This window comes from Bacillus sp. FSL P4-0290, from assembly GCF_037975435.1.
GTDB classification, from domain to species: Bacteria; Bacillota; Bacilli; order Bacillales; family Bacillaceae; genus Bacillus; species Bacillus subtilis.
Genome location: NZ_CP150253.1, coordinates 1,350,825 through 1,372,941, shown reverse-complemented (window position 1 = coordinate 1,372,941; position 22,117 = coordinate 1,350,825). Strand labels below are relative to the sequence as shown.

Genomic DNA, 22,117 nt, shown 5'->3' with positions numbered 1-22,117 from the left:
ATTTATTATCCCTTTTCCCTTCCAAATCATTCATCATATGACAATCCGTTTTTCAACCTGTCTCTACCCATTAATTCCCGCTATCCATAGGGCTTGATCACTTACTATACTGATAGAAGGGAGGGGATATATTTTGTTTACAATCTTACTTTCATTGGCCATACTCGTATTTGTGCCATTTCTATATAAAGCGAACCGCAATACAAAAGATGTGAAAGTCAACACCATTTCAATCGACCAAAAAGACGGCCTTCCAGCCAGAAAAAAATTAAATATCCTTCATTTATCAGATCTTCACTTGGAAAACATTTCAGTCTCACCTGAGGAGCTGTATCATTTAACAAAAGATCAGCCTGTGGACATCATTGCTCTTACCGGGGATTTTCTTGATCGGAAACGTAATATTCCGAAGCTGGCAGGTTACTTGAACGCCTTGCAAAAGCTGAAGCCTGCATATGGAATGTACGCGGTGTTCGGTAACCACGATTATGTATTAAAAGAAGAGGACTTTCAGAGATTGAAGCGAGTTTTAGAGGAAAACGGCTGTATCACGCTGCAAAATGAACATGTTCGAATCGAGACGGCTGCAGGGCCAGTCAATATTATCGGCATTGATGATTACAGTACGAATCGGAGTAATATCACCGGCTCTTATCAAAGTCTGGAAAATGGCTATCATCTTGTCTTAACACATGACCCAAATATTATTCTGGATATGAAAGATGTTCATTATGATTACCTGCTGTCAGGGCATTTTCACGGCGGGCAAATTCACTGGCCAAAACCGTATCATTTGGTGAAAATGGGCAAGCTCGTGCGGATGAACATGATTAAAGGCCTTCATTATCATCACGATAAACCATTTTATATCAGCGAAGGCTTGGGACAAACCGGCGTAAATATCCGTGTCGGAAGCCGCCCTGAAGTGACATTTCATCAGATTTAATCAAAAAAGACTGTGCTGACCGAGGCATCAGTCTTTTTTTTGATAGGTTTTCTGCAGCTTTTCTTTTGAGATAAACAAATAGGATGAATTCGGTAAATGCCGCAAGCTCACAGGCTTTGAAGTCAAATATAAAATCGGCACATGAGACACTTTTTTAAAGCATCTGTAAAAAGGGTTCACCGGGGTGATCACATCAAAGCCGAGCCTTTCCACACCTTTGTCAAGCATTGTAATCCCAATGATTCCTTTGATTTTCTCGCTTTTTTTATGATTGTTGATATAGTCAAGAAGAAGCGGCATCGATTGATATACTTTCTGATAAATAATGATTCCTTTTCTGACTGCGCTCTCAATGCTTTGCAGTTCTCTTATCAGCTTAATATTGTGCAGATGAATTTTAACGAGTACATCATTTTTTCTAATATGCGTTCCATCGCTCAGTACGACATGATGTCCTTTATACTTCGTCAGCCTGACTCGAAAAACGCTTTTTTGATCGTTGTCAATCAAGCTTAGCCTTGAAAAAAAGAAATAAATCGGATCAACCATTCTCCAAATGGAAAGGAAACAGGTTTTCATCTTTTCACCTTCCTTGTGATCAAAGACACCCTTATATTTTGTGAACGTTCTCCTCAAAATATAGTTGCCATATTTTTTAAGGAGGACTGTCATGAAAAACATTCTCATTTTTCCTTTTTTAAGCATTTCCACCGGCCATCATCATGTGGCTGATGCATTGCAGGCTGAATTAGAGTCTCAAGGGCTGGCAGCTGAAAAGATTGATATCTTTTCACATGCGTATAGGCGGTTAGAAAAATTGTCCTCCGTGGCTTATTTAAAATGGATTCAATATTTCCCGAAAACGTACAGCGGCATTTACAGGCTCCTCGCCTGCGGAGAATTTCAGCATGACAAACGCTATTTCATGTACGAATGGCTGTTCACACAGCAAATGAGGCACATTCTCCAAGAAAAACAGCCTGATATCGCCTTCTGCACACATGCGCTGCCTTCTTATCTGCTGAACCGATTAAAGCCTGAATATCCGAATCTGACGGTTGTGAATGTATACACTGATTTTTTCGTAAATCAATTATGGGGACGGAAGAACATTGATTACCATTTTGTTCCGAGCACGGAAGTAAAGAAGCAGCTAATATCAGAGGGGATCGATCAGAACAACATATACTTGACCGGTATTCCAGTTCACCGAAATTTTGAAATGGAATCAGCAGATACCTTGCAGCACCACCCGCCATATACCATCATCATCACAGGGGGCAGTATGGGGGTCGGCGGGATTTTAAAATGGGTGCAGGAACTGTCGCCAGGCGGAAAGATCTTATACAAAATATTATGCGGCAGAAACGAAAAGCTCTACTCCTATGTCAAAAGTTTACACCACCCCTTGATTGAGGCGATTCCTTACCTTCACAGCAAAGCAGAGATGAACCGTTTGTACGAACAGGCGACAGGCATCATGACAAAACCCGGAGGCGTGACCATCAGTGAATGCTTACAGAAGAGGCTTCCGGTATTTATTTATCATGCACTGCCGGGACAGGAGGAAATGAATTTAAACCTTCTACATGAAAGGAAACTCGTCACAGATATGAGAAACTGGGACATGAAGAAAGCAGAAGAGTATATCGCGGCATTTTTTCAATCGAACGAACAGATGAAGGAGTATAAAAAACACGTCAATGGATACCTTGGCGAAATGTCTGATAGGAAGATTGAAGATGTTTTAAAAAGAATCTTATGAAACAAAAAAACACTCTCCTGAAACAGAGAGTGTAGAATAGTTAACGAAACAGCAAATGCTGGCTGTGTATGCCTGCTTTCTTGAGCAGGACAATCAGCTGGTCCTGTTCATCAGGCGAAAGGCCTGAAAACGCTCTCGCAATACGCAGTGCATGAATCGGATAAATTTTATCCAAATACTCATTTCCCTTGTCAGTTAAATGTGCGTAAACAGAGCGTTTATCTTTCGGGTCCTGCTCCCTTACTAAAAACCCGTTTCTTTCTAGTTTGTCAATAACATATGTGACGTTTCCGCTTACAAGCAGAAGTCTCGACCCAATTTGCTGTAATTTTTGCGGGCCTCTTGTGTACAGGAGCTCCAGTACAGCAAATTCAGTGGGATTAAAACCGTGCTCTTTGCTATCACGGATACTATGTTCGGACACACTTTTGAAAGCCCTTGCAAAAACTCTGTACAAATTCATCGCACGCTCAACTTCTTCTTCGTTAAACGATAATCTCATCATATCTACCTCGTATATAGGATTTTTATAAAAAAATAATGAAAACCCTTACATATAATAAGAGTTCAGTCCCTTACTATACGTATTCGCTATAATTCGAGAAATTCCTTCTAAAAGCAAAAAAATCCTTATACATTATCTTGTATAAGGATAATTTTTATGATTTGTAATGCTTCGAAAGAAATAAGCGTATTCTTTCCGAAGCTCAGAAATCGTCATTTTGTTCATGACCTCTTTATTATAAACCCCAATCTGATAGAGTTTTTCAGAATAATGGCTTCGTTCTTTTTCTAAAGCTGATTTCAATAAATTACTCATAGCGTCCTCCTTCATTTTGAGGTATCCTATACAAAAGATACTCTTTTTAAATGAACGTGGTATGAATCTAATGTAAAGAATTTATGTTTACGAAGATTTTCGGTATTGTCCGTTTTGAACCGATCTTAATAATTGAAAAGCCTGTTCTCCGGCAAGCTGCATAAACGTCTCCAGCATTTCATCACGCCTGATATCCAACTCTATAATTTCTTTTGCCAGTGAGACCGCTTTTTCTTCCTCCATGATTATCCTTCCTCCTCGTTTGATTCGTTACATAAAGGATAAAACGCGCTTGGGTGTTACGCATTATTCTTGTTAATTTTTCTTCCGTATTTTTTCAAAAATCTTCTATTTGATGTTAGAAAATATGACAAGCGTCAGGTTTTTTCTCTTTGTTTTTTATATACTATTATCAAAAGACATCCAGGGGTGGAAAAATGACCACAGAAGATCATTCTTATAAAGACAAAAAAGTGATTTCAATCGGAATTGTGAGTGAATTGACAGGATTGTCCGTAAGACAGATCAGGTATTATGAGGAACGAAAGCTCATTTACCCGCAGCGTTCTTCAAGGGGGACAAGAAAATACTCCTTTGCCGATGTGGAGCGGCTGATGGATATCGCCAATAAGCGTGAAGACGGCGTACAGACGGCAGAGATTTTAAAGGATATGCGCAAAAAAGAACAGATGTTAAAAAACGATCCGCAAGTGCGGAAAAAAATGCTGGAGGGGCAGCTTAATGCTCACTTTCGGTACAAAAACCGTTAAATAATAAAAGTCCGGCTCGCAGTTGAGACGGACTTTTTACGTTTATAATGAGTGAATGAATGCAGTGGCAATGCCAAAGTAGATTAATAAAGATAAAATATCGTTTAACGTTGTAATCAGCGGTCCAGAAGCAATCGCCGGGTCTACTTTCAGTTTGTGCAAAATAATAGGGATAATCGTTCCTGACATCGTGCCGATGATTAAGGTTAAGAACAGTGAAGAGGCGACAACAAATCCCAAAAGCGCATTCCCCTGCCATATGATAGAAACAATCGCAATCAGCACAGAACAAACCGCTCCGATAAAAATACTTGTTCTGAACTCCCGGAAGATCAGGCGCACAATCGTTTTTTTGTTCATTTCTTCTTTAGACAAACCTCTGATAACAACCGCGAGAGATTGTGTTCCCGTATTTCCTGTCATCCCTGACACCATCGGCATGAAAAACGCAAGCGCGACAACCTGCTTCAGCGCGTCTTCAAAATAGCTGATAATGCTTCCTGAAATCAGTCCGATAAACAAGAGTAAAATCAGCCATGGCAGGCGCCGGTATGCCGCCACGTAAGCTTTTGTGTCAAAGGTGATGTCTTTACCGGAAGCGGCAAATTTTTCGTAATCCTCATCAGCTTCCCGAATAACGACGTCGATAATATCATCGACCGTCACAATGCCGACAAGCACGTTGTTTTCTTCTACAACCGGTATTGCCAAAAAATCGTAACGTTCAATCAGGCGGGCAACTTCTTCCTGGTCCTGAAGAGCATCTGCTGATATGACGCGGGTAAACATTAAATCCTGCACCTTTTCTTCAGGTTCACCCAGAATCAAATCGCGGTAGGAAAGAACCCCAACCAGCTGTTTGCTTTCATTAATAACATATAAGTAGTTGATCGATTCAGCTATTTCAGCGAAGCTTTTCAGTTTGACGACCGCGTCTTTTACCGTGTAATGCTGAGGAATCCACACATACCGGTTTGTCATCATGCGTCCCGCTGAATCAGCCGGGTAATTCATCAAGAGCTGTACAGCTTTTGATTCTGACGCTTCCATGCTGGACAAAAGCTGTTCCTTCAGTTCTTCGTCCATTTCTTCAAGCAATTGAGCGAGGTCATCGTTGTCCATTTTGTTCATCGCCAGTGTTGCTTTTGTTTTTCCGACTTTATTTAAGACGACAAGCTGAAATTCGCGTTCCAGCTCCCCGATCATATCAGTGATATCGTCTACAGTTAAATAAGATAAATAGCGGGCGCGGTGTTTTTCCGGCATTTCTTTAAAAATAAATGCCATGTCATAGGGCTGAAGCTCATCAATAACACTTCTAAAATCCCTGATTTTCCCGTCTCGCAGTAAAATAATGATGCGTAAAATGAGTTCGTCATAGGTCATGTTTTGAACCATCGGGACTCGTACCTCCTCTACGGAGACGTGCCGGCCTCGCCAGAAGGTGCGGCAGTTCGTCTCCTCATCGTGTAATCAATTGTCTTGCTGTCATAGTATATGGGTACTTCTTCAGATTGACTCGAATGGGGAGAATCCATACTCCGCACCTCCTTTGATTGGTTTCGTTTTAAAGGCATAAAAAAAGCCTTCGGGATTGAAGGTGAAAGAAGCACGGCAAAAAAAGCGTGCGGGCGCCTTCAATCGTAGAGCTTTAGCACTGTATGGCATAGGACAAGCATCCAGCTGCATTAAAAATCACCTTATGTCGATGATTTCTGTTGACCCATTGGCGTCTTTGGACATTTTTGGGCAGCAGCGTATCTCCATACAGGAGCCTCACCTAACGAAGTTCCTAATTGAATTGACACACTGAGATTACAGAAAAAAACAAGCTGTGTCAACTCAAAAAAGTAATAAATGCGCTTACATCACAATTACGGAACAAAACAAGGGCCTAAGCCCTTATTCTGTTGTTTGTGTCTCGTCATCTTCAGAAAGCAAATGATACGTTTCATGAAGAAATAAGGCGTACTCTCCTTCCTTCGTCGGATGAGGGACATATTCAGCCTGATTGATGTATTGCTCCTCTTTCTTTTCCATGCGTTTCGCCTCCTTTTCTACTTAGATTGTCCAAAAGAAGGTTTCTTATCATGAAAAACCCCCGCTGCAGCGGGGGTTTTGATTAGTCATCTATCTCCTGTTTGATAATGCGTCCATCTTTTGCGGAAATTTCAAATTCTGTCTCAGTTCCTTGTTTCGTTTGGATTTCCATTTCATAGATGTAAGCACCGTCATCTTCGTCAAGCTTACTTTCTGTTACGGTTCCACCTGTTTGCTTTAAAGCAATTTCTTCAGCTTCTTCTTTGGTTATGGCGACTTGTTCTGCTTTCTCCTTTAACGGGTCATTAAGCGCTTGTTTTGTATGAATATCTACATAAACGTCGTAGTCTTCACCTTCTTTTTCAATCTCCACTTCATAGACTTCTTTACCGTTGTAAAGGTCTCTGTCAATGTCTTCTACTGTGCCGTCAACAACTGTTTTAGCAATTGCTTCTGCTTCTTGTTCAGTGAGTGCATCCGTCTTAGAAGAAGCCTGTCTGTTTTCATTGTTTTCTTTGGCAAACGCGTTGTAGCTGAATCCTCCGGCCGCTAGGCACCCTGCTAAAAGACCGACCATCCATTTTTTCTTGAGCATTTGTGAGTCCTCCTTTGTTTTGTATGAGTACAGTTTACACACTCAACATGAAAGGAAAACGAGAGCAAGATGAGAATTTGATGAGAAACCGTCAGTCTTCATACACAATGTTAGCTACCTTTCCTGTGTAGGCATTGATTTTCACTGTCGCTTCCTTATTATCAGGAAGATCAACGTCCACTTCAAAGATGAGAGTGCCCTCACTTTCTTCGAGATCTGCGTCATCCGCTGTTCCGCCCGTTTTTCGCTCTGCAATTGTTTTGGCTTCTTTTTTCGTAATCGGCGTTTTTTGTTGATCTTTGCTGCTGATTTGATCGGCAGACAAGACTGTTTTTGCCTGCATGTCTACCTTCACTTCGTATGTTTTTCCATCTTCTTTTTGTATGGTATAAGTGGCAACTCGACTTTGTCGTGTTTGTTTTTTGACCGTTCCCGGCACCCGCTCAAGCGCGAGATGCTCGGCTTCTTTTTCTGTCATGGCAGATGGATTCACTGCTTTTACTCTATTCATTGAAAGAATGTCAGCCGATATTGCGTCTGCTTTTACAAAGTAAGTTCCCTTTTGATTTTCAAGCGTTATATCATATGTTTTTTTATCCTTTGATTGTGTTGCTTTCGTGACCTTGCCTTCATAAGAGGCTTCGACTTTTTTTACGACAGTCTCCTTTGACAATACGTTCTCATGGGTTTGCCGAATGATGAGAAACGTACAGATGATGACAACTAAAATGGCTACTGCAGCAAAAGATACTGTTTTTATTGTTTTAGTCATCGGCCTCCCCCATTCTGTTCGCTGAATTGCATGGTGACAGCTGTTCCTCGTCCCGGCTTGCTTTTGACAGACAGCTCAATGCCATGCTCATCGGCGATTTGCTTGGCAATGGAAAGGCCTAAACCCGTTCCTCCTGTTTTTCTGTTTCGTGCCTCATCTGCCCGGTAGAACCGTTCGAACAAATGCGGGATATGCTCCTCAGGTATTCCGATGCCTTCATCCCTCACTGATAGAAACGGCCGTCCATTCCTCGTTCCGGCTGACATCTCAATAGGCTTTTCACTATACTTTATTGCATTATCAAGCAAAATGGTCAACAGCTGCTTGATGCGTTCTTCATCAGCCTTTACAAGCAGGCTCTCTTTATCTGTTTCAAGCAATATGTCACGCTGATAAACGGACTGGAGCGTTTGCATAACCGCCCGCGCCGCTTCAATCAGATCGATTGTTTTCAGATCAAGCTCAAGCTCTTGATGACTTTTGGCCAGCGCCAAAAGCTGATTGGTCAGTTTTTTCATATGCACCGCTTCTGAGTGAATGGCTTCTATCGACTCCTCAAGCACCTCCGGCTTTTTTGCACCCCACCGCTTCATCAGGCTGCTGTAGCTTTCTATAATGGTGAGCGGCGTTTTCAATTCGTGTGAAGCATCTTGAACAAATTGCTGCTGTTTATCATAGTGCTCCTTCAGCATCATTGCCATTTCATTAAATGTCAGCCCCATTTGATACAATTCATCGTTGGACTGTCCTTCTAAAGAAATCGTTTTAAATTCTTTGTCTCGCTGTATGTCTTTCATTGTGATCATTAATCGTCTGATCGGATTGATGATTCGGCGGGCTAGCAAGCTGCCTGCAAAAAAAGAAGCAATGCAGACAGCAGCACTTGCAGCGATTAAGATGATTTTCAACAGAAACAGACTCTCTTCTGTGTTCTCAAGCCTTTCAACCAGCTGAAGAGAAACCACTTGTCCATCGGTCCAAATCACCGGAACAGCAGCCTCGGCAAACAGCTTGCCGTCATGTTTCCTCACATCTGCCGTTTCTCCGCTATGAAAAGAGAGAGGAAAATCTTTATAGGCTTTTTCTTTTGTGATCGTCATAACGGCTTTTTGATCACCATTCACTACACGCACCATGCCATTTGCCGGAAGATAGGCCTGCAGCATATCCTGCAAAGCCACTCCTTCTGTTTCAGCGGCACGCAGCGCTTCGGCAATGTTATCCGTCTCATCAGCAAGCCGGGCCGCATCCTTTGATGTCAGCGCAGACGAAAAAATGAGATATACTGCGGTATGAACCAAAATTAATAAAATCAACAGTGATAGCGAAGTGTATAGATGAATCTTGGTCTTCAGCTTCATCGTTTACCCCTTAATGGCATAGCCGACCCCGCGAATCGTATGGATCAGCTGTTTTTCGTAAGGATAGTCCAGTTTTTTTCTGATGTATCTTATGTAGACGTCCACGACATTGGTATCACCGATATAATCAAATCCCCATACCGAGCTTAGAATTTGCTCCCGTGTCAGCACTTGCTGCGGATGCTTTAGCATATAGACGAGCAGATCAAATTCCCGCGGCGTTAATTCCACCTCTTTGTCTCCGCGTCTCACTTCACGGGTTTTTTCGTTCACCCGCAAATCGTCATATGTAAGAAAGGTGCCGATATCTTCAGTTTTTGTTCCATTTTGTCGCAGCGCCGCCCTGATTCTCGCAAGCAATTCCTCGATTTCAAACGGCTTGGTGACATAGTCATTTGCACCGATGTCCAGACCTGTTACCTTATCAGGAATACTGTCTCGCGCCGTTAATAATATGACCGGTGTCTGCGAATCCGTTTTTCTCAAGCGGCGCAGCACTTCCAGTCCGCTAAGCCCCGGAAGCATGACATCAAGAAGCACCAAGGAATACCCGCCCTCCGCTGCCGCATCCAGACCTTCTGTGCCATTGTGTTTGATCGTGACGCTGTATCCTTCATATTCCAATTCAAGCTGAAGAACCCTGGCGATTTTTTCTTCATCTTCCACAATTAATATGTGTCCTTTTTCCAAATTTGATCATCCTCTCCCGTCCCTATTTGAAAAAAATGATTTCGTTGTTTACAAAATGATTCTTATCATCTATTATGATGTCAAAATAAAAAATTGTATACGGAAAGCACTAGGGGTGCTGTTTTGGCTGAGATAAAGCGCGAAAGAAACGCGCTTTGATCCCTTATGACCCGATCTGGATAATACCAGCGTGGGGAAGTGCAGGTTGACCGAATGGTGTATTTTTTGTGCGCTTAATCGATCTATGACTGCATATTCCCTTAGGATATGCAGTTTTTTATTTTACCAAAAAAACAGGAGGTCGGAGAAATGGAGCATATTTGCGGTACAAGCAGAATCGCCGGTTTTCGCTTCTCTTTATATCCGATGACGGATGATTTTATCAGTGTGATCAAGTCTGCGCTGAAAAAAACAGATACATCCAAGGTATGGACGAAAACCGACCATATCAGCACGGTGTTACGCGGATCGATTGATCATGTATTCGATGTTGCAAAAGCCATTTACCTTCATGCAGCAAACAGCGAACAACACATCGTCATGAACGGCACGTTTTCCATTGGATGCCCGGGTGACACACAGGGGGATACATATCTTTCCAAAGGTGATAAGCGTGTCAATGAAGATGCTGTCCGAGGCTTGAAGGCGGAAGCGCCGTGCCAATTTGCCCTTTATCCAATGAACGAGCCGGATTATATGGGATTGATTATGAAGGCTGTCGACATTGCAAAAGCCCAAGGCACTTTCGTACAGGGTGTCCATTACGCGAGCGAGCTTGACGGGGATGCGCATGACGTATTCAGCACATTGGAAGCCGTTTTCCGCATGGCTGAGCAGCAAACAAACCACATCACCATGACTGTGAATCTTTCGGCTAACAGTCCATCAAGAAAAAACAGAAAGCAGGGATAAAATGAAAAGCTGGAAAGTAAAAGAAATTGTCATCATGTCCGTTATCAGTATCGTATTTGCCGTTGTTTATTTATTATTTACACATTTCGGAAACGTGCTTGCAGGTATGTTTGGGCCAATCGCCTATGAACCGATTTACGGCATTTGGTTTATCGTTTCTGTGATCGCCGCGTACATGATTCGAAAACCGGGTGCGGCGCTCGTTTCTGAAATCATTGCCGCTCTCGTTGAGTGCCTGCTGGGAAATCCGTCTGGCCCGATGGTCATCGTCATTGGCATTGTTCAAGGGCTCGGGGCTGAGGCTGTATTTCTTGCAACACGCTGGAAAGCATACTCTCTCCCTGTCCTTATGCTGGCCGGTATGGGGTCTTCAGTAGCCAGCTTTATCTATGATCTCTTTGTTTCTGGCTATGCAGCCTATTCACCAGGTTATCTGCTCATTATGCTTGTGATCCGTCTCATTTCCGGCGCGCTTTTGGCGGGGCTTCTCGGAAAAGCTGTCAGCAACTCTCTCGCTTATACAGGTGTGTTAAACGGAATGGCACTCGGAAAGGAACTGAAAAAGAAACGGAAGCGGGCGTCAGAACATGCAAGCCTTTGATGAGCTTCTGACGGTTGAGCAGCTCAGCTTCTCTTATGAAGAAGACGAGAAACCGGTTTTTCAAGACATTTCGTTTGAGCTTCAAAAAGGAGAATGTGTTTTATTATTAGGACCGAGCGGGTGCGGTAAAAGCTCGCTCGCCCTTTGTTTAAACGGTCTATATCCGGAGGCTTGCGACGGCATTCAGTCCGGACATGTCTTTCTATTTCAAAAGCCGGTCACAGATGCTGAAACCTCCGAAACGATTGCTCAGCATGCCGGGGTCGTTTTTCAGGATCCTGATCAGCAGTTCTGCATGCTGACGGTGGAGGACGAAATTGCGTTCGGGCTGGAAAATCTGCAAATTCCAAAAGAAGCAATGACAGAGAAAATCAACGCCGTATTAGAAAAATTACGCATTACCCATTTAAAAGAAAAAACGATCTCAACCCTTTCAGGAGGACAAAAGCAGAAAGTGGCTCTCGCCTGTATTTTGGCGATGGAGCCTGAGCTTATTATTTTAGATGAGCCGACCTCTCTTTTAGACCCTTTCTCAGCGCGGGAGTTCGTTCATCTGATGAAGGATCTTCAGCGGGAAAAAGGTTTCAGCCTCCTCGTCATTGAGCACCAGCTTGATGAATGGGCGCCTTGGATTGAGAGAACGATCGTACTCGACAAATCAGGCAAAAAGGCGCTGGATGGCCTGACGAAAAATCTATTTCAGCATGAAGCGGAGACACTAAAGAAATTGGGCATCGCCATTCCAAAGGTCTGTCATCTGCAGGAAAAGCTGAGTATGCCGTTTACTTTATCAAAAGAGATGCTGTTCAAAGAGCCTATTCCTGCCGGGCGTGTCAAAAAGAAGAAAGCCCCTTCTGGGGAGAGTGTGCTTGAAGTCAGCAGCCTTTCGTTCGCGAGAGGACAGCAGACGATTTTCAAAGACATCAGCTTTTCGTTGCGCGGAGGCTCTTTAACGGCGCTTGTCGGTCCGAACGGCACTGGAAAATCGACGCTCTTATCAGTTCTGGCCCGTCTCATGAAACCGCAAAGCGGCAAAATCCTTCTTTATGACCAGCCGCTGCAGAAATATAAAGAAAAAGAATTGCGTAAACGGATGGGATTTGTTTTTCAAAACCCTGAGCATCAATTCGTCACCGATACGGTGTATGACGAGCTTCTGTTCGGCCAGAAAGCAAATGCTGAAACTGAGAAAAAAGCGCAACACCTGCTGCAGCGTTTTGGTCTTGAGCATTTGGCTGATCATCATCCGTTTGCGATCAGCCAAGGGCAAAAACGGCGACTGAGCGTAGCTACTATGCTCATGCATGACGTAAAGGTTTTATTATTAGACGAACCAACCTTTGGCCAGGATGCCCGCACGGCGGCTGAATGCATGGAAATGATTCAGCGTATCAAGGCAGAGGGAACCGCTGTCCTTATGATTACACACGATATGGAGCTAGTCTCTTCGTATGCTGACAGCGTGCTTGTGCTTCACGATACGGGCCTGGCCTTTGACGGATCTCCAGCGCAGTTGTTTTCTCAAGAAACAGGGCTTGTCCAAAAAGCAAAGCTCACCCTTCCCCTTCTATATGAATGGATGGCATATCAAGAGGAGGTGCGTGATGAAGCAGCCGTTACATCTCATTAATCCGACTGTGAAAGCGGCGGCGGTTTTTTGTTGTGTCGTCATGCTGTCGTTTATTTACAACCCTTACACTCCGGCATGTTTTTATATCATCATCGTTGCGGGCGTTCTACTGGCGGCCGGAATCCCATTGAAAAAATGGTTGTTGTTTACGATTCCGTTTTTGATTTTAGCATTCGGGTGCGTGTGGACAGCCGCAGTTTTTGGAAAGGTGCCGACAACACCGGATAATTTTTTGTTTCAAGCAGGCCCTATCTCAATTAACAGCGATAATGTGTCTGTCGGCATCTCCCTTGGGTTTCGTATTTTATGCTTTTCCGCCTTATCGATGATGTTTGTTTTTACAACCGATCCGATTTTATTTATGCTGAGCCTTGTCCAGCAGTGCAGGCTCTCACCAAAGCTCGCGTACGGTGTCATTGCAGGCTTTCGCTTTCTTCCGCTGTTAAAGGATGAGGTCCAGCTGATTCAGCAGGCTCATAAAATCAGAGGAGGAGCGGCGGAGAGCGGCATCATTAATAAAATCAGTGCGTTAAAACGATATACCATACCCCTATTGGCAAGCGCCATCAGAAAAGCGGAACGGACAGCGCTTGCAATGGAATCGAAAGGATTTACAGGAAGCAGAAACCGGACATACTACAGGACATTGAGCGTGAACCGGCACGACTGGGTGTTCTTTTGCCTCGTCCTCTTATTATTCGCGGGATCCTTTCTCGTATCTTTATGTTTCGCATCATAAAAAATCCGCTATCACAGATAGCGGATTTTTTTATTGATGATAGTTTAATGCTTGGGCAAGGTTGGTTTTAATGGTAATATTCGAAAAGTCAATCCCCAGCTGTACAGCAGTTTGCGCAATTTCAGGCCTGATTCCTGACAGGGTTGACCGGACACCGATCAGATTAAGCGCCTCAATCAATTTAAAGATCTGGTGCGCCACCATCGTATCCACCACAACAACACCTGACAGATCGATTAACAGATGCTCCACACGTCTTTTCGCACAAGCTTGAAGCGTGTTTTCCAGAATAAACTTCGCCCGTTCGGTATCAATGTCACCGACAAGTGGCAGCAGAGCTGTTGATTTGCTCAGGGTAATGACAGGTGAGCTTAATTCCAATATCATTTCTCTTTGGGCGTTTAATTGCTGCTTGGCATTCATTTCAGCGTGATCAACGAATGTATAAATGGTGAAATCAAATACTTTTACAATCAAATCTGCCCATTTTTGCTTCTCTCCCGGTTCAAACGCTGACTCATTTTCTTCTGCGAACTTCTCAAAATACTTCGTATATAATCTCCTGTTTCTCATAAACTCCCGAATGACATACTGAACCGGTGTGTCGAGATGTTTTTGATCGTTGGTCAGCTCAATGACCCACTCTTGAAACTCTTCGAGAAATTGTTTTTCCGGTAAAACATACATGTAATTCAGATGCCGGTAAAATTCTCTGTCCTGCTCTTTCAATTCTTCCGTTACTGTTGCATTATGTAGGGCGTAAAGCGAATTCGGATCACTTTCCTCCATCGTTTCAATCCATTCCTCGGCCATTTGTTCCACATGCTCTGAAAAAAATGCATATAATTTTTCATTCAGTTTCATGACACTGCTCCTTTCCCCAACACTATTATAACTTGACTTACAGTTGAATCCCAGTCATACACGCCGAAGCCACCCAATATTTTGAAAATTACTAATTCTTTGGTGTGTATCCTATTTTTTCAAAATGCTTCAAATGGCTCTGTCCGAGCGCTTGTTTTTTTCATATAATATGAGACAACACCCTTGAATCCACTTGCAAGCATAAAAAAGGAGGGCTTTTTTATGAATGGTGAAATCCGCTTGATCCCGTATGTGACGAATGAGCAGATCATGGATGTAAACGAGCTTCCTGAGGGCATTAAAGTGATTAAGGCGCCAGAAATGTGGGCAAAAGGGGTAAAAGGCAAAAATATTAAAGTTGCTGTATTAGACACGGGCTGCGACACAAGCCACCCTGATTTAAAAAATCAAATCATCGGCGGAAAGAACTTCACGGATGACGACGGCGGCAAGGAAGATGCGATTTCCGACTACAACGGACACGGCACACACGTCGCCGGAACAATTGCAGCTAATGATTCAAACGGAGGCATTGCCGGAGTCGCGCCTGAGGCAAGCCTATTGATTGTGAAGGTTCTTGGCGGCGAGAATGGCAGCGGACAATACGAATGGATAATTAACGGCATCAACTACGCGGTGGAACAGAAAGTCGACATCATCTCAATGTCCCTTGGAGGGCCAAGCGATGTGCCAGAGCTGGAAGAAGCAGTGAAAAACGCAGTGAAAAACGGAGTGCTTGTCGTTTGTGCAGCGGGAAATGAAGGTGACGGCGACGAACGCACAGAAGAGCTTTCCTACCCCGCAGCTTATAACGAAGTCATTGCAGTTGGATCTGTTTCAGTAGCGCGAGAATTATCAGAATTTTCTAACGCGAATAAAGAGATTGACCTTGTGGCACCAGGAGAAAACATCTTATCCACCCTTCCCAACAAGAAGTACGGTAAGCTGACCGGCACTTCAATGGCTGCCCCTCATGTCAGCGGTGCGCTTGCTTTAATCAAAAGCTATGAAGAAGAATCATTTCAAAGAAAGCTTTCTGAATCTGAGGTTTTCGCACAGCTAATCCGCAGGACACTTCCTCTTGATATTGCAAAAACGCTGGCAGGCAATGGATTCCTGTATTTAACAGCTCCTGATGAGCTCGCAGAAAAAGCAGAGCAATCACATTTGTTGACCCTATAAGATTATTTTTCTTATATAATATACACCACATCATGTAAATAAAAATTTCAAATTCTATGTTGACAATGAATTTGAATTACTGTTAAGATTACCAACAAATGATTCAACTTTTCAAAAAATTAATAACATTTTCTCTTATCGAGAGTTGGGCGAGGGATTGGCCTTTTGACCCCAACAGCAACCGACCGTAATACCATTGTGAAATGGGGCGCACTGCTTTTCGCGCCGAGACTGATGTCTCATAAGGCACGGTGCTAATTCCATCAGATTGTGTCTGAGAGATGAGAGAGGCAGTGTTTTACGTAGAAAAGCCTCTTTCTCTCATGGGAAAGAGGCTTTTTGTTGTGAGAAAACCTCTTAGCAGCCTGTATCCGCGGGTTAAAGAGAGTGTTTTACATATAAAGGAGGAGAAACAATGACAACCATCAAAACATCGAATTTAGGATTTCCGAGAATCGGACTGAACCGGGAATGGAAAAAAGCACTTGAAGCGTATTGGAAAGGCAGTACTGATAAAGATACGTTTTTGAAGCAAATCGACGAACTATTTTTATCCGCAGTAAAAACACAAATTGACCAGCAGATTGATGTTGTGCCTGTTTCTGATTTCACACAGTATGACCATGTACTCGACACAGCAGTCAGCTTCAACTGGATTCCGAAACGTTTTAGACATTTGACTGACGCTACCGATACATACTTCGCTATCGCCCGCGGAATCAAAGACGCCGTATCTAGTGAAATGACAAAATGGTTTAATACAAATTACCATTACATCGTTCCGGAATATGACGAGAGCATTGAGTTCCGTCTGACAAGAAACAAGCAACTCGAAGATTATCGCCGGATCAAACAGGAATACGGTGTGGAAACAAAGCCTGTGATTGTCGGCCCTTATACGTTCGTTACGCTTGCTAAAGGCTATGAACCGTCTGAAGCAAAAGCGATCCAAAAACGCCTTGTGCCATTATATGTACAGCTTTTGAAAGAGCTTGAAGAAGAAGGCGTAAAATGGGTTCAAATCGATGAGCCGGCGCTCGTTACCGCCTCTAGTGAAGATGTCCGCGGTGCAAAAGAATTATTTGAAAGCATTACAAGTGAGCTTTCATCCTTGAATGTGCTTTTGCAGACGTATTTTGATTCTGTTGATGCTTATGAAGAGCTGATCTCTTACCCGGTTCAGGGAATTGGCCTTGATTTCGTTCACGACAAAGGCAGAAACCTGGAACAGCTTAAAACACATGGCTTTCCGACAGACAAAGTGCTGGCAGCCGGCGTTATCGACGGACGCAACATTTGGAAAGCGGACCTTGAAGAGCGTCTCGATGCCGTTCTTGATATTCTCAGCATTGCAAAAGTTGATGAACTGTGGATTCAGCCTTCCAGCAGCCTGCTACATGTTCCAGTAGCGAAACACCCTGATGAGCATTTGGAAAAAGACCTATTGAACGGATTATCCTACGCAAAAGAAAAGCTGGCCGAGCTGACAGCTTTGAAAGAAGGCTTAGTATCAGGAAAAGCGGCGATCAGCGAAGAGATTCAGCAGGCTAAGGCTGATATCCAGGCGCTTAAACAGTTTGCAACAGGCGCCAATTCCGAACAAAAGAAAGAGCTTGAGCAATTAACCGATAAAGACTTCAAGCGCCCGATTCCGTTTGAAGAACGTTTAGCCCTGCAAAATGAATCTCTCGGCCTTCCGCTTTTGCCGACGACAACGATCGGAAGCTTCCCGCAGTCTGCTGAAGTGCGGAGCGCACGCCAAAAATGGCGGAAAGCTGAGTGGTCCGATGAACAGTATCAAAACTTTATCAATGCGGAAACAAAAAGATGGATTGATATTCAGGAAGAATTGGAGCTTGATGTCCTTGTTCACGGCGAATTTGAACGGACAGACATGGTCGAATACTTCGGTGAAAAGCTGGCCGGTTTCGCCTTCACTAAATATGCCTGGGTTCAATCATACGGCTCACGCTGTGTCCGCCCGCCAGTCATTTACGGAGATGTTGAATTTATTGAACCGATGACAGTGAAAGACACAGTCTACGCACAGTCATTGACTTCCAAGCATGTGAAAGGAATGCTGACGGGCCCGGTTACAATCTTAAACTGGTCTTTCCCTCGAAACGACATCTCGAGGAAAGAAATCGCCTTCCAAATCGGGCTTGCCCTTCGCAAAGAAGTTAAAGCGCTTGAAGACGCAGGCATTCAAATCATTCAAGTCGATGAACCAGCGCTGCGTGAAGGCCTTCCATTGAAAACCCGCGATTGGGATGAGTATTTGACTTGGGCGGCAGAAGCTTTCAGATTAACCACTTCTTCCGTGAAAAACGAGACACAAATTCATACACATATGTGCTACAGCAACTTCGAAGATATCGTTGATACAATCAATGATCTTGATGCCGATGTGATTACAATCGAACATAGCAGAAGCCACGGAGGATTTTTAGATTACTTAAAAAACCACCCGTATTTGAAAGGGCTTGGCCTTGGTGTATATGACATTCACAGCCCTCGTGTGCCGTCAACTGAAGAAATGTACAATATTATCGTTGATGCGCTTGCCGTCTGTCCGACTGACCGCTTCTGGGTAAATCCGGACTGCGGATTGAAAACAAGACAGCAGGAAGAAACGGTTGCAGCATTGAAAAACATGGTTGAAGCTGCAAAACAGGCAAGAGCACAGCAGACACAGCTAGTATAATTTGAAAAAACCATCTGCATTTGGCAGATGGTTTTTTTCTATAATACAGCCACAATCGGTTTCTTATTTAGCAAATCCCCCAAATACTTTGTTTATTTTGCACTTTTTTAAGAATGTTCTTTGCATTCTTTTCGGCTATACTAATAACACTCTATTGACAGGAGGGATTGGGATGAATCATGAAACGTTCTTAAAACGGGCTGTCACTCTCGCATGTGAAGGAGTGAATGCAGGAATCGGCGGGCCTTTTGGAGCCGTTATCGTGAAAGACGGAGCCATTATCGCAGAGGGACAGAACAACGTCACAACAAGCAATGATCCGACTGCCCACGCGGAAGTCACAGCTATTCGGAAAGCCTGTAAGGTGCTAGGAGCCTACCAGCTTGATGACTGCATTTTGTATACGAGCTGTGAACCATGCCCAATGTGCTTGGGCGCCATCTACTGGGCCCGGCCTAAAGCCGTTTTCTATGCAGCTGAGCACACAGACGCTGCCGAAGCCGGGTTTGATGATTCATTCATTTATAAAGAAATTGATAAACCTGCTGAAGAAAGAACGATCCCCTTTTATCAAGTGACACTAACAGAGCATTTATCCCCGTTTCAAGCATGGCGGAACTTCGCCAATAAGAAAGAATATTAAAAGGATCAGGCATGCGCGGCCTGGTCCTTGTTATTTCTCCAAGTAGCCGCTATGCCCTGTGCAAATACAAAACAGCATATACGCGCAATTCAGCACGGCAGACACCGTGCCAGCCACCCGCTTCATCTGTAACTTTTGGTTTAAAGGCATGCTTCAAACGCTTCTCTGACGTTTTATCATAAATCTGTGCCCGCCCCGCATGTCCGACACCAAAAAACATCCTGAGAATCCTCAGGATGCCGGTCATTATTTTAATTCTAGTTTTACATCAACATTTCCTCTGGTTGCCTTTGAGTAAGGACAGAATTCATGAGCGGCGTTGACAAGCTCTTGTGCCTTTTCCCGATCTAAATCTTTCGTGTTCACAACAAGTGTGACACCGATTTTAAACCCGCCGTCGCTCTCATCCTTCATGAGGCTGACCTGCCCTTCAATCTCCGAATCAATTTCGATATTCTGCTCTTTGGCTACGTGTTCGAGCGCGCCGCCGAAGCATGCAGCATACCCTGCCGCAAAGAGCTGTTCCGGATTTGTGCCGGTTTGTCCTTCTTTTTTGGCATTTGGCATGACAATATCAAAATCAAGAACACCGTCATCTGATGTAATATGTCCTGCTCGTCCGCCTCGCGCGGTTACTTTTGCTGTAAATAGTGCCATATTTCCCAACCTCCTTATTTGTATCTAGTTGTTATATTTCCCTTTCTGATCTTTTTAAACATGCTATGTTTGCCGAGAATAGGAAAAGTGAGGTTTTTCAGATACAATAGAATCGAATGACAAAAAAGAGTTGGTGAACAAAATGGAAAATAAATTTGATCATATGAAATTGGAGAATCAGCTTTGTTTTTTGCTATATGCGAGTTCGCGGGAAATGACAAAGCAATACAAGCCGCTGCTTGATAAGCTGAATATAACATACCCTCAATATTTGGCTTTGCTATTGTTATGGGAACATGAAACGCTTACTGTCAAAAAAATGGGCGAACAGCTGTATTTAGATTCAGGGACGCTCACTCCGATGCTTAAACGAATGGAACAACAGGGTTTGATTACGAGAAAAAGATCTGAAGAGGATGAGCGGTCCGTGTTGATCAGCCTGACAGAGGCCGGAGCGTTATTAAAAGAAAAAGCGGTTGACATTCCAGAGACAATTCTGGGGCTCTCAAAGCAGTCTGGGGAGGATCTCAAACAGTTAAAATCCGCTCTATATACATTGCTGGAAACACTTCATCAAAAAAATTGAGGATGCCTTGTACAGGCATCCTCTTTTTATTTATTCAGCAACTTCAAGTGTCACATCAATATTTCCGGAGGTTGCTTTTGAGTACGGGCAGACGCCGTGCGCTTTTTTCACAAGCGCCTCCAATTCTGATGCACTGACTCCTTCTCCTTTTACTTGCAGCGTCACACCAAGCTTGTAGCCCTGGTCCGCTTCATCCTTTAACAGGCTTACATTCGCTGTAACCTCTGTCTCTACTTTTACCCGTTCTGTTCTTGCGACAAGCTGCAGGGCGCTGTCAAAGCAAGCTGCATAACCTGCTGCAAACAGCTGCTCTGGATTTGTCGCTTTTTCTAATTTCTTGGCTCTCGGTGTCCCCGGCATTGCGACATCAAGCTCAAGAACGCGGTCTGATGAAATGACCTTTCCTTCTCTTCCTCCTACCGCTGAAACAGTTGCTGTAAATAATGGCTGACTCATTTTTCATTCCCCCAATATATTTTATGCAATTTAATTGTAAACAATTAAATTTGAAATGTCAATTTTTCGCGTATAAAAAAGCTTATCTCGTAATGAGATAAGCTTTTTCATTGAACATTACCCCGCTATTCACGGATTTGCCCAGTTCCTTTAATGATGTATTTTGTAGAAGTCAGTGCAGGAAGCCCCATCGGTCCTCTTGCATGAAGCTTTTGCGTGCTGATACCGATTTCGGCTCCGTAGCCGAATTCAAAGCCGTCGGTAAAGCGGGTTGACGCGTTATGATAGACCGCGGCAGCATCGACAGCCGTTTGAAAATATGCCGCGTTTTTGTCATTTTCAGTTAAAATCGCTTCTGAATGATTGGTGCCGTATTGTTGGATATGCTTCACAGCTTCTTGGACGTTTTCAACCGTCTTTACACTGAGGACAGGCGCTAAAAATTCGGTTTCCCAATCTTCTTTTGATGCTTGTTTGCTTGAAGGATGAAGTTCACACACCAATTCATCACCGCGAATTTCAACTCCCGCGTTTTCCAGCTGGTCCAGCAATTCTTTCCCGTGCTGTCTTGCCCAAGCCTTGTGAATCAGCAATGATTCAATCGCGTTGCATACGGAAGGGCGTTGCGTTTTGGCATTTACGACAACCTTTTCTGCCATTTGCGGTTTGGCTGTTTCGTCAATGAATATGTGGCAGTTTCCTGCTCCCGTTTCTAATACAGGAACTGTTGATTCTCTCACAACGAGATCAATCAGTTTCTTGCCTCCGCGCGGAATCAATACGTCTAAGCCATCATTTAACGTAAAGAGCTCTTTTGCTGTCTCTCTGCTTGTATCCTCAATCAGCTGCACAGCGTGAATCGGAAGCGCTGATTGCTCAAGTGCTCTGTGAATGACACTGACGAGCGCTTTGTTGCTGTGGATGGCTGAGGAGCTTCCCCGCAGCACAACCGCGTTCCCTGTCTTCAGGCAAAGGGTAGCCGCATCAACTGTGACGTTTGGCCTCGCCTCATAAATCATTCCTACGACACCGAGCGGCACACGGATTTTTTCAATAAACAGGCCGTTTTCTTTTTCAATCGTTTCAAGAGAGTCGCCGATTGGGTCCGCTAAGTCGATTAAGAGCTCCACCGCGTCCGCGATATCGCGTATACGTTTCTCATCCAATGTGAGACGGTCAATGATGTCCGGTGTTAAACCATTCTCTTTTCCGTTCACAATGTCTTTTGCATTCTCCGCCAAGAGAAAATCCAGTTCTTTGCGGAGTCCGTTTGCAATGAGGCTGAGCGCCTCATCCTTCTCGGCTGTTGTTTTCATGATCATTTCGGCTGCTGCTTCTTTCGCCAGCTTCGCTTTTACAGAAACTTCACTCATTTTTCCGCCTC

Annotated in this window: 26 protein-coding genes, 1 pseudogene and 3 riboswitches; of the genes and pseudogenes, 11 read left to right on the top strand and 16 right to left on the bottom strand. The window is 43.8% G+C overall.

The features are described from left to right. The first annotated feature begins 133 nt into the window (after positions 1-133). Entirely contained in the window at positions 134-946 is an 813-nt protein-coding gene (locus MKY10_RS07195; RefSeq protein ID WP_003245342.1) for a metallophosphoesterase, read from the top strand. 27 nt (positions 947-973) lie between these two features. On the opposite strand, the gene MKY10_RS07190 is transcribed toward MKY10_RS07195, so the two are convergent. Next, a complete protein-coding gene (locus MKY10_RS07190; protein WP_024572091.1) occupies positions 974-1,525 on the bottom strand; it encodes a hypothetical protein in 552 nt (183 codons plus the stop codon). A 91-nt stretch (positions 1,526-1,616) separates the two neighbouring features. Between MKY10_RS07190 and MKY10_RS07185 the strand changes: the two are divergent. Continuing rightward, positions 1,617-2,746: pseudogene (locus MKY10_RS07185) on the top strand (glycosyltransferase). A 5-nt stretch (positions 2,747-2,751) separates the two neighbouring features. Here MKY10_RS07185 and MKY10_RS07180 read toward each other — a convergent pair. The 3 genes from MKY10_RS07180 to MKY10_RS07170 all read right to left on the bottom strand — a co-directional run bounded on the left by MKY10_RS07180 (position 2,752) and on the right by MKY10_RS07170 (position 3,774). Further along, positions 2,752-3,216, bottom strand: a complete 465-nt coding sequence (locus MKY10_RS07180; protein ID WP_003232536.1) for a MarR family transcriptional regulator — start codon at positions 3,214-3,216, stop codon at positions 2,752-2,754. Positions 3,217-3,348: 132 nt separating this feature from the next. Further along, positions 3,349-3,531 carry a stress response protein YkoL gene (gene ykoL / locus MKY10_RS07175; RefSeq protein ID WP_015252233.1) on the bottom strand — a complete coding sequence of 61 codons (183 nt, stop codon included), beginning with the start codon at positions 3,529-3,531 and terminating at the stop codon, positions 3,349-3,351. Positions 3,532-3,618: 87 nt separating this feature from the next. Beyond that, positions 3,619-3,774, bottom strand: coding sequence for a hypothetical protein (locus MKY10_RS07170; protein ID WP_015252234.1), 156 nt, complete (start codon positions 3,772-3,774; stop codon positions 3,619-3,621). A 194-nt stretch (positions 3,775-3,968) separates the two neighbouring features. Between MKY10_RS07170 and tnrA the strand changes: the two genes are divergently transcribed. Next, positions 3,969-4,301: a MerR family transcriptional regulator TnrA gene (gene tnrA / locus MKY10_RS07165; protein ID WP_003232541.1), complete on the top strand. Its 333-nt coding sequence runs from the start codon at positions 3,969-3,971 to the stop codon at positions 4,299-4,301. Positions 4,302-4,343: 42 nt separating this feature from the next. Here the strand turns inward: tnrA and mgtE are convergent, their stop codons facing one another. The 7 genes from mgtE to ykoG all read right to left on the bottom strand — a co-directional run bounded on the left by mgtE (position 4,344) and on the right by ykoG (position 9,759). After that, a complete protein-coding gene (gene mgtE, locus MKY10_RS07160) occupies positions 4,344-5,699 on the bottom strand; it encodes a magnesium transporter (protein WP_003232543.1) in 1,356 nt (451 codons plus the stop codon). Positions 5,700-5,716: 17 nt separating this feature from the next. Continuing rightward, positions 5,717-5,839, bottom strand: a complete 123-nt coding sequence (locus MKY10_RS07155; protein WP_009967087.1) for a hypothetical protein — start codon at positions 5,837-5,839, stop codon at positions 5,717-5,719. 91 nt (positions 5,840-5,930) lie between these two features. Next, positions 5,931-6,096: riboswitch (M-box (ykoK) riboswitch) on the bottom strand. A gap of 107 nt (positions 6,097-6,203) precedes the next feature. Then, positions 6,204-6,341, bottom strand: coding sequence for a transcriptional regulator SplA domain-containing protein (locus MKY10_RS07150; protein ID WP_003218541.1), 138 nt, complete (start codon positions 6,339-6,341; stop codon positions 6,204-6,206). An 82-nt stretch (positions 6,342-6,423) separates the two neighbouring features. Then, positions 6,424-6,936: a PepSY domain-containing protein gene (locus MKY10_RS07145; protein WP_014479606.1), complete on the bottom strand. Its 513-nt coding sequence runs from the start codon at positions 6,934-6,936 to the stop codon at positions 6,424-6,426. A gap of 91 nt (positions 6,937-7,027) precedes the next feature. Further along, positions 7,028-7,708 (bottom strand): PepSY domain-containing protein, encoded by a 681-nt coding sequence (locus MKY10_RS07140; protein ID WP_015252235.1) that lies wholly within the window; start codon positions 7,706-7,708, stop codon positions 7,028-7,030. Then, a complete protein-coding gene (ykoH, locus tag MKY10_RS07135; protein WP_015252236.1) occupies positions 7,705-9,069 on the bottom strand; it encodes a two-component system sensor histidine kinase YkoH in 1,365 nt (454 codons plus the stop codon). The genes MKY10_RS07140 and ykoH overlap by 4 nt, the downstream gene beginning before the upstream one ends. Positions 9,070-9,072: 3 nt before the next feature. Then, the gene (ykoG, locus tag MKY10_RS07130) at positions 9,073-9,759 is read right to left on the bottom strand and encodes a two-component system response regulator YkoG (protein WP_003232551.1); all 687 of its coding nucleotides are present in this window, start codon (positions 9,757-9,759) and stop codon (positions 9,073-9,075) included. 101 nt (positions 9,760-9,860) lie between these two features. Further along, positions 9,861-9,973: riboswitch (TPP riboswitch) on the top strand. A 95-nt stretch (positions 9,974-10,068) separates the two neighbouring features. Here ykoG and thiU point away from each other — a divergent pair. From thiU to thiX, 4 genes are read left to right on the top strand one after another with little or no spacing between them, the layout of a single operon-like run. Then, positions 10,069-10,671 (top strand): HMP/thiamine ABC transporter substrate-binding protein ThiU, encoded by a 603-nt coding sequence (gene thiU, locus MKY10_RS07125; RefSeq protein ID WP_114523663.1) that lies wholly within the window; start codon positions 10,069-10,071, stop codon positions 10,669-10,671. Position 10,672: 1 nt separating this feature from the next. Continuing rightward, positions 10,673-11,272, top strand: a complete 600-nt coding sequence (locus MKY10_RS07120) for an ECF transporter S component (RefSeq protein WP_015252238.1) — start codon at positions 10,673-10,675, stop codon at positions 11,270-11,272. Beyond that, the gene (locus tag MKY10_RS07115; RefSeq protein ID WP_015252239.1) at positions 11,259-12,902 is read left to right on the top strand and encodes an ABC transporter ATP-binding protein; all 1,644 of its coding nucleotides are present in this window, start codon (positions 11,259-11,261) and stop codon (positions 12,900-12,902) included. Before MKY10_RS07120 ends, MKY10_RS07115 begins: the two co-directional genes overlap by 14 nt. After that, entirely contained in the window at positions 12,877-13,641 is a 765-nt protein-coding gene (thiX, locus tag MKY10_RS07110; protein WP_015252240.1) for an HMP/thiamine ABC transporter permease ThiX, read from the top strand. The genes MKY10_RS07115 and thiX overlap by 26 nt, the downstream gene beginning before the upstream one ends. Positions 13,642-13,671: 30 nt before the next feature. Here thiX and rsbRB read toward each other — a convergent pair whose 3' ends face one another. After that, a complete protein-coding gene (gene rsbRB, locus MKY10_RS07105) occupies positions 13,672-14,505 on the bottom strand; it encodes an RsbT co-antagonist RsbRB (RefSeq protein WP_003232560.1) in 834 nt (277 codons plus the stop codon). A gap of 222 nt (positions 14,506-14,727) precedes the next feature. On the opposite strand from rsbRB, the gene isp reads away from it, so the two are divergent. From isp to guaD, 3 genes are all read left to right on the top strand, one after another. Continuing rightward, the gene (gene isp / locus MKY10_RS07100; RefSeq protein WP_014479598.1) at positions 14,728-15,687 is read left to right on the top strand and encodes a serine protease Isp; all 960 of its coding nucleotides are present in this window, start codon (positions 14,728-14,730) and stop codon (positions 15,685-15,687) included. Positions 15,688-15,819: 132 nt separating this feature from the next. Further along, positions 15,820-15,975: riboswitch (SAM riboswitch) on the top strand. A gap of 127 nt (positions 15,976-16,102) precedes the next feature. Next, positions 16,103-18,391 carry a 5-methyltetrahydropteroyltriglutamate--homocysteine S-methyltransferase gene (metE, locus tag MKY10_RS07095; protein WP_003232565.1) on the top strand — a complete coding sequence of 763 codons (2,289 nt, stop codon included), beginning with the start codon at positions 16,103-16,105 and terminating at the stop codon, positions 18,389-18,391. A gap of 172 nt (positions 18,392-18,563) precedes the next feature. After that, positions 18,564-19,034 carry a guanine deaminase gene (gene guaD, locus MKY10_RS07090; protein ID WP_003245084.1) on the top strand — a complete coding sequence of 157 codons (471 nt, stop codon included), beginning with the start codon at positions 18,564-18,566 and terminating at the stop codon, positions 19,032-19,034. Between the two features lie 49 nt (positions 19,035-19,083). Here guaD and MKY10_RS07085 read toward each other — a convergent pair whose 3' ends face one another. Both MKY10_RS07085 and MKY10_RS07080 read right to left on the bottom strand, forming a co-directional pair. After that, on the bottom strand, positions 19,084-19,254 hold the full coding sequence (locus MKY10_RS07085) for a hypothetical protein (RefSeq protein ID WP_003232568.1): 171 nt from the start codon (positions 19,252-19,254) through the stop codon (positions 19,084-19,086). Positions 19,255-19,280: 26 nt separating this feature from the next. After that, positions 19,281-19,691 carry an organic hydroperoxide resistance protein gene (locus MKY10_RS07080; RefSeq protein ID WP_003232570.1) on the bottom strand — a complete coding sequence of 137 codons (411 nt, stop codon included), beginning with the start codon at positions 19,689-19,691 and terminating at the stop codon, positions 19,281-19,283. A gap of 142 nt (positions 19,692-19,833) precedes the next feature. Between MKY10_RS07080 and ohrR the strand changes: the two genes are divergently transcribed. After that, entirely contained in the window at positions 19,834-20,277 is a 444-nt protein-coding gene (gene ohrR, locus MKY10_RS07075) for an organic hydroperoxide resistance transcriptional regulator OhrR (protein WP_019712470.1), read from the top strand. A gap of 30 nt (positions 20,278-20,307) precedes the next feature. On the opposite strand, the gene MKY10_RS07070 is transcribed toward ohrR, so the two are convergent. Then, a complete protein-coding gene (locus tag MKY10_RS07070; protein ID WP_003232574.1) occupies positions 20,308-20,733 on the bottom strand; it encodes an organic hydroperoxide resistance protein in 426 nt (141 codons plus the stop codon). Positions 20,734-20,858: 125 nt separating this feature from the next. Continuing rightward, entirely contained in the window at positions 20,859-22,106 is a 1,248-nt protein-coding gene (gene proA / locus MKY10_RS07065; protein ID WP_014479592.1) for a glutamate-5-semialdehyde dehydrogenase, read from the bottom strand. Between the last annotated feature and the right edge of the window lie 11 nt (positions 22,107-22,117).

What these genes read in the sequence shown, in the direction of transcription:
- MKY10_RS07145 (WP_014479606.1), bottom strand. Translation starts at nt 6,936, where the DNA reads ATGCTCAAGAAAAAATGGATGGTCGGTCTTTTAGCAGGGTGCCTAGCG.
- MKY10_RS07170 (WP_015252234.1), bottom strand. Translation starts at nt 3,774, where the DNA reads ATGGAGGAAGAAAAAGCGGTCTCACTGGCAAAAGAAATTATAGAGTTG.
- MKY10_RS07155 (WP_009967087.1), bottom strand. Translation starts at nt 5,839, where the DNA reads ATGGATTCTCCCCATTCGAGTCAATCTGAAGAAGTACCCATATACTAT.
- MKY10_RS07115 (WP_015252239.1), top strand. Translation starts at nt 11,259, where the DNA reads ATGCAAGCCTTTGATGAGCTTCTGACGGTTGAGCAGCTCAGCTTCTCT.
- ohrR (WP_019712470.1), top strand. Translation starts at nt 19,834, where the DNA reads ATGGAAAATAAATTTGATCATATGAAATTGGAGAATCAGCTTTGTTTT.
- MKY10_RS07085 (WP_003232568.1), bottom strand. Translation starts at nt 19,254, where the DNA reads ATGTTTTTTGGTGTCGGACATGCGGGGCGGGCACAGATTTATGATAAA.
- guaD (WP_003245084.1), top strand. Translation starts at nt 18,564, where the DNA reads ATGAATCATGAAACGTTCTTAAAACGGGCTGTCACTCTCGCATGTGAA.
- rsbRB (WP_003232560.1), bottom strand. Translation starts at nt 14,505, where the DNA reads ATGAAACTGAATGAAAAATTATATGCATTTTTTTCAGAGCATGTGGAA.
- proA (WP_014479592.1), bottom strand. Translation starts at nt 22,106, where the DNA reads ATGAGTGAAGTTTCTGTAAAAGCGAAGCTGGCGAAAGAAGCAGCAGCC.
- thiX (WP_015252240.1), top strand. Translation starts at nt 12,877, where the DNA reads ATGAAGCAGCCGTTACATCTCATTAATCCGACTGTGAAAGCGGCGGCG.
- MKY10_RS07070 (WP_003232574.1), bottom strand. Translation starts at nt 20,733, where the DNA reads ATGAGTCAGCCATTATTTACAGCAACTGTTTCAGCGGTAGGAGGAAGA.
- metE (WP_003232565.1), top strand. Translation starts at nt 16,103, where the DNA reads ATGACAACCATCAAAACATCGAATTTAGGATTTCCGAGAATCGGACTG.
- tnrA (WP_003232541.1), top strand. Translation starts at nt 3,969, where the DNA reads ATGACCACAGAAGATCATTCTTATAAAGACAAAAAAGTGATTTCAATC.
- thiU (WP_114523663.1), top strand. Translation starts at nt 10,069, where the DNA reads ATGGAGCATATTTGCGGTACAAGCAGAATCGCCGGTTTTCGCTTCTCT.
- MKY10_RS07140 (WP_015252235.1), bottom strand. Translation starts at nt 7,708, where the DNA reads ATGACTAAAACAATAAAAACAGTATCTTTTGCTGCAGTAGCCATTTTA.
- MKY10_RS07150 (WP_003218541.1), bottom strand. Translation starts at nt 6,341, where the DNA reads ATGGAAAAGAAAGAGGAGCAATACATCAATCAGGCTGAATATGTCCCT.
- MKY10_RS07080 (WP_003232570.1), bottom strand. Translation starts at nt 19,691, where the DNA reads ATGGCACTATTTACAGCAAAAGTAACCGCGCGAGGCGGACGAGCAGGA.
- MKY10_RS07180 (WP_003232536.1), bottom strand. Translation starts at nt 3,216, where the DNA reads ATGATGAGATTATCGTTTAACGAAGAAGAAGTTGAGCGTGCGATGAAT.
- ykoH (WP_015252236.1), bottom strand. Translation starts at nt 9,069, where the DNA reads ATGAAGCTGAAGACCAAGATTCATCTATACACTTCGCTATCACTGTTG.
- mgtE (WP_003232543.1), bottom strand. Translation starts at nt 5,699, where the DNA reads ATGGTTCAAAACATGACCTATGACGAACTCATTTTACGCATCATTATT.
- MKY10_RS07190 (WP_024572091.1), bottom strand. Translation starts at nt 1,525, where the DNA reads ATGAAAACCTGTTTCCTTTCCATTTGGAGAATGGTTGATCCGATTTAT.
- MKY10_RS07120 (WP_015252238.1), top strand. Translation starts at nt 10,673, where the DNA reads ATGAAAAGCTGGAAAGTAAAAGAAATTGTCATCATGTCCGTTATCAGT.
- ykoL (WP_015252233.1), bottom strand. Translation starts at nt 3,531, where the DNA reads ATGAGTAATTTATTGAAATCAGCTTTAGAAAAAGAACGAAGCCATTAT.
- isp (WP_014479598.1), top strand. Translation starts at nt 14,728, where the DNA reads ATGAATGGTGAAATCCGCTTGATCCCGTATGTGACGAATGAGCAGATC.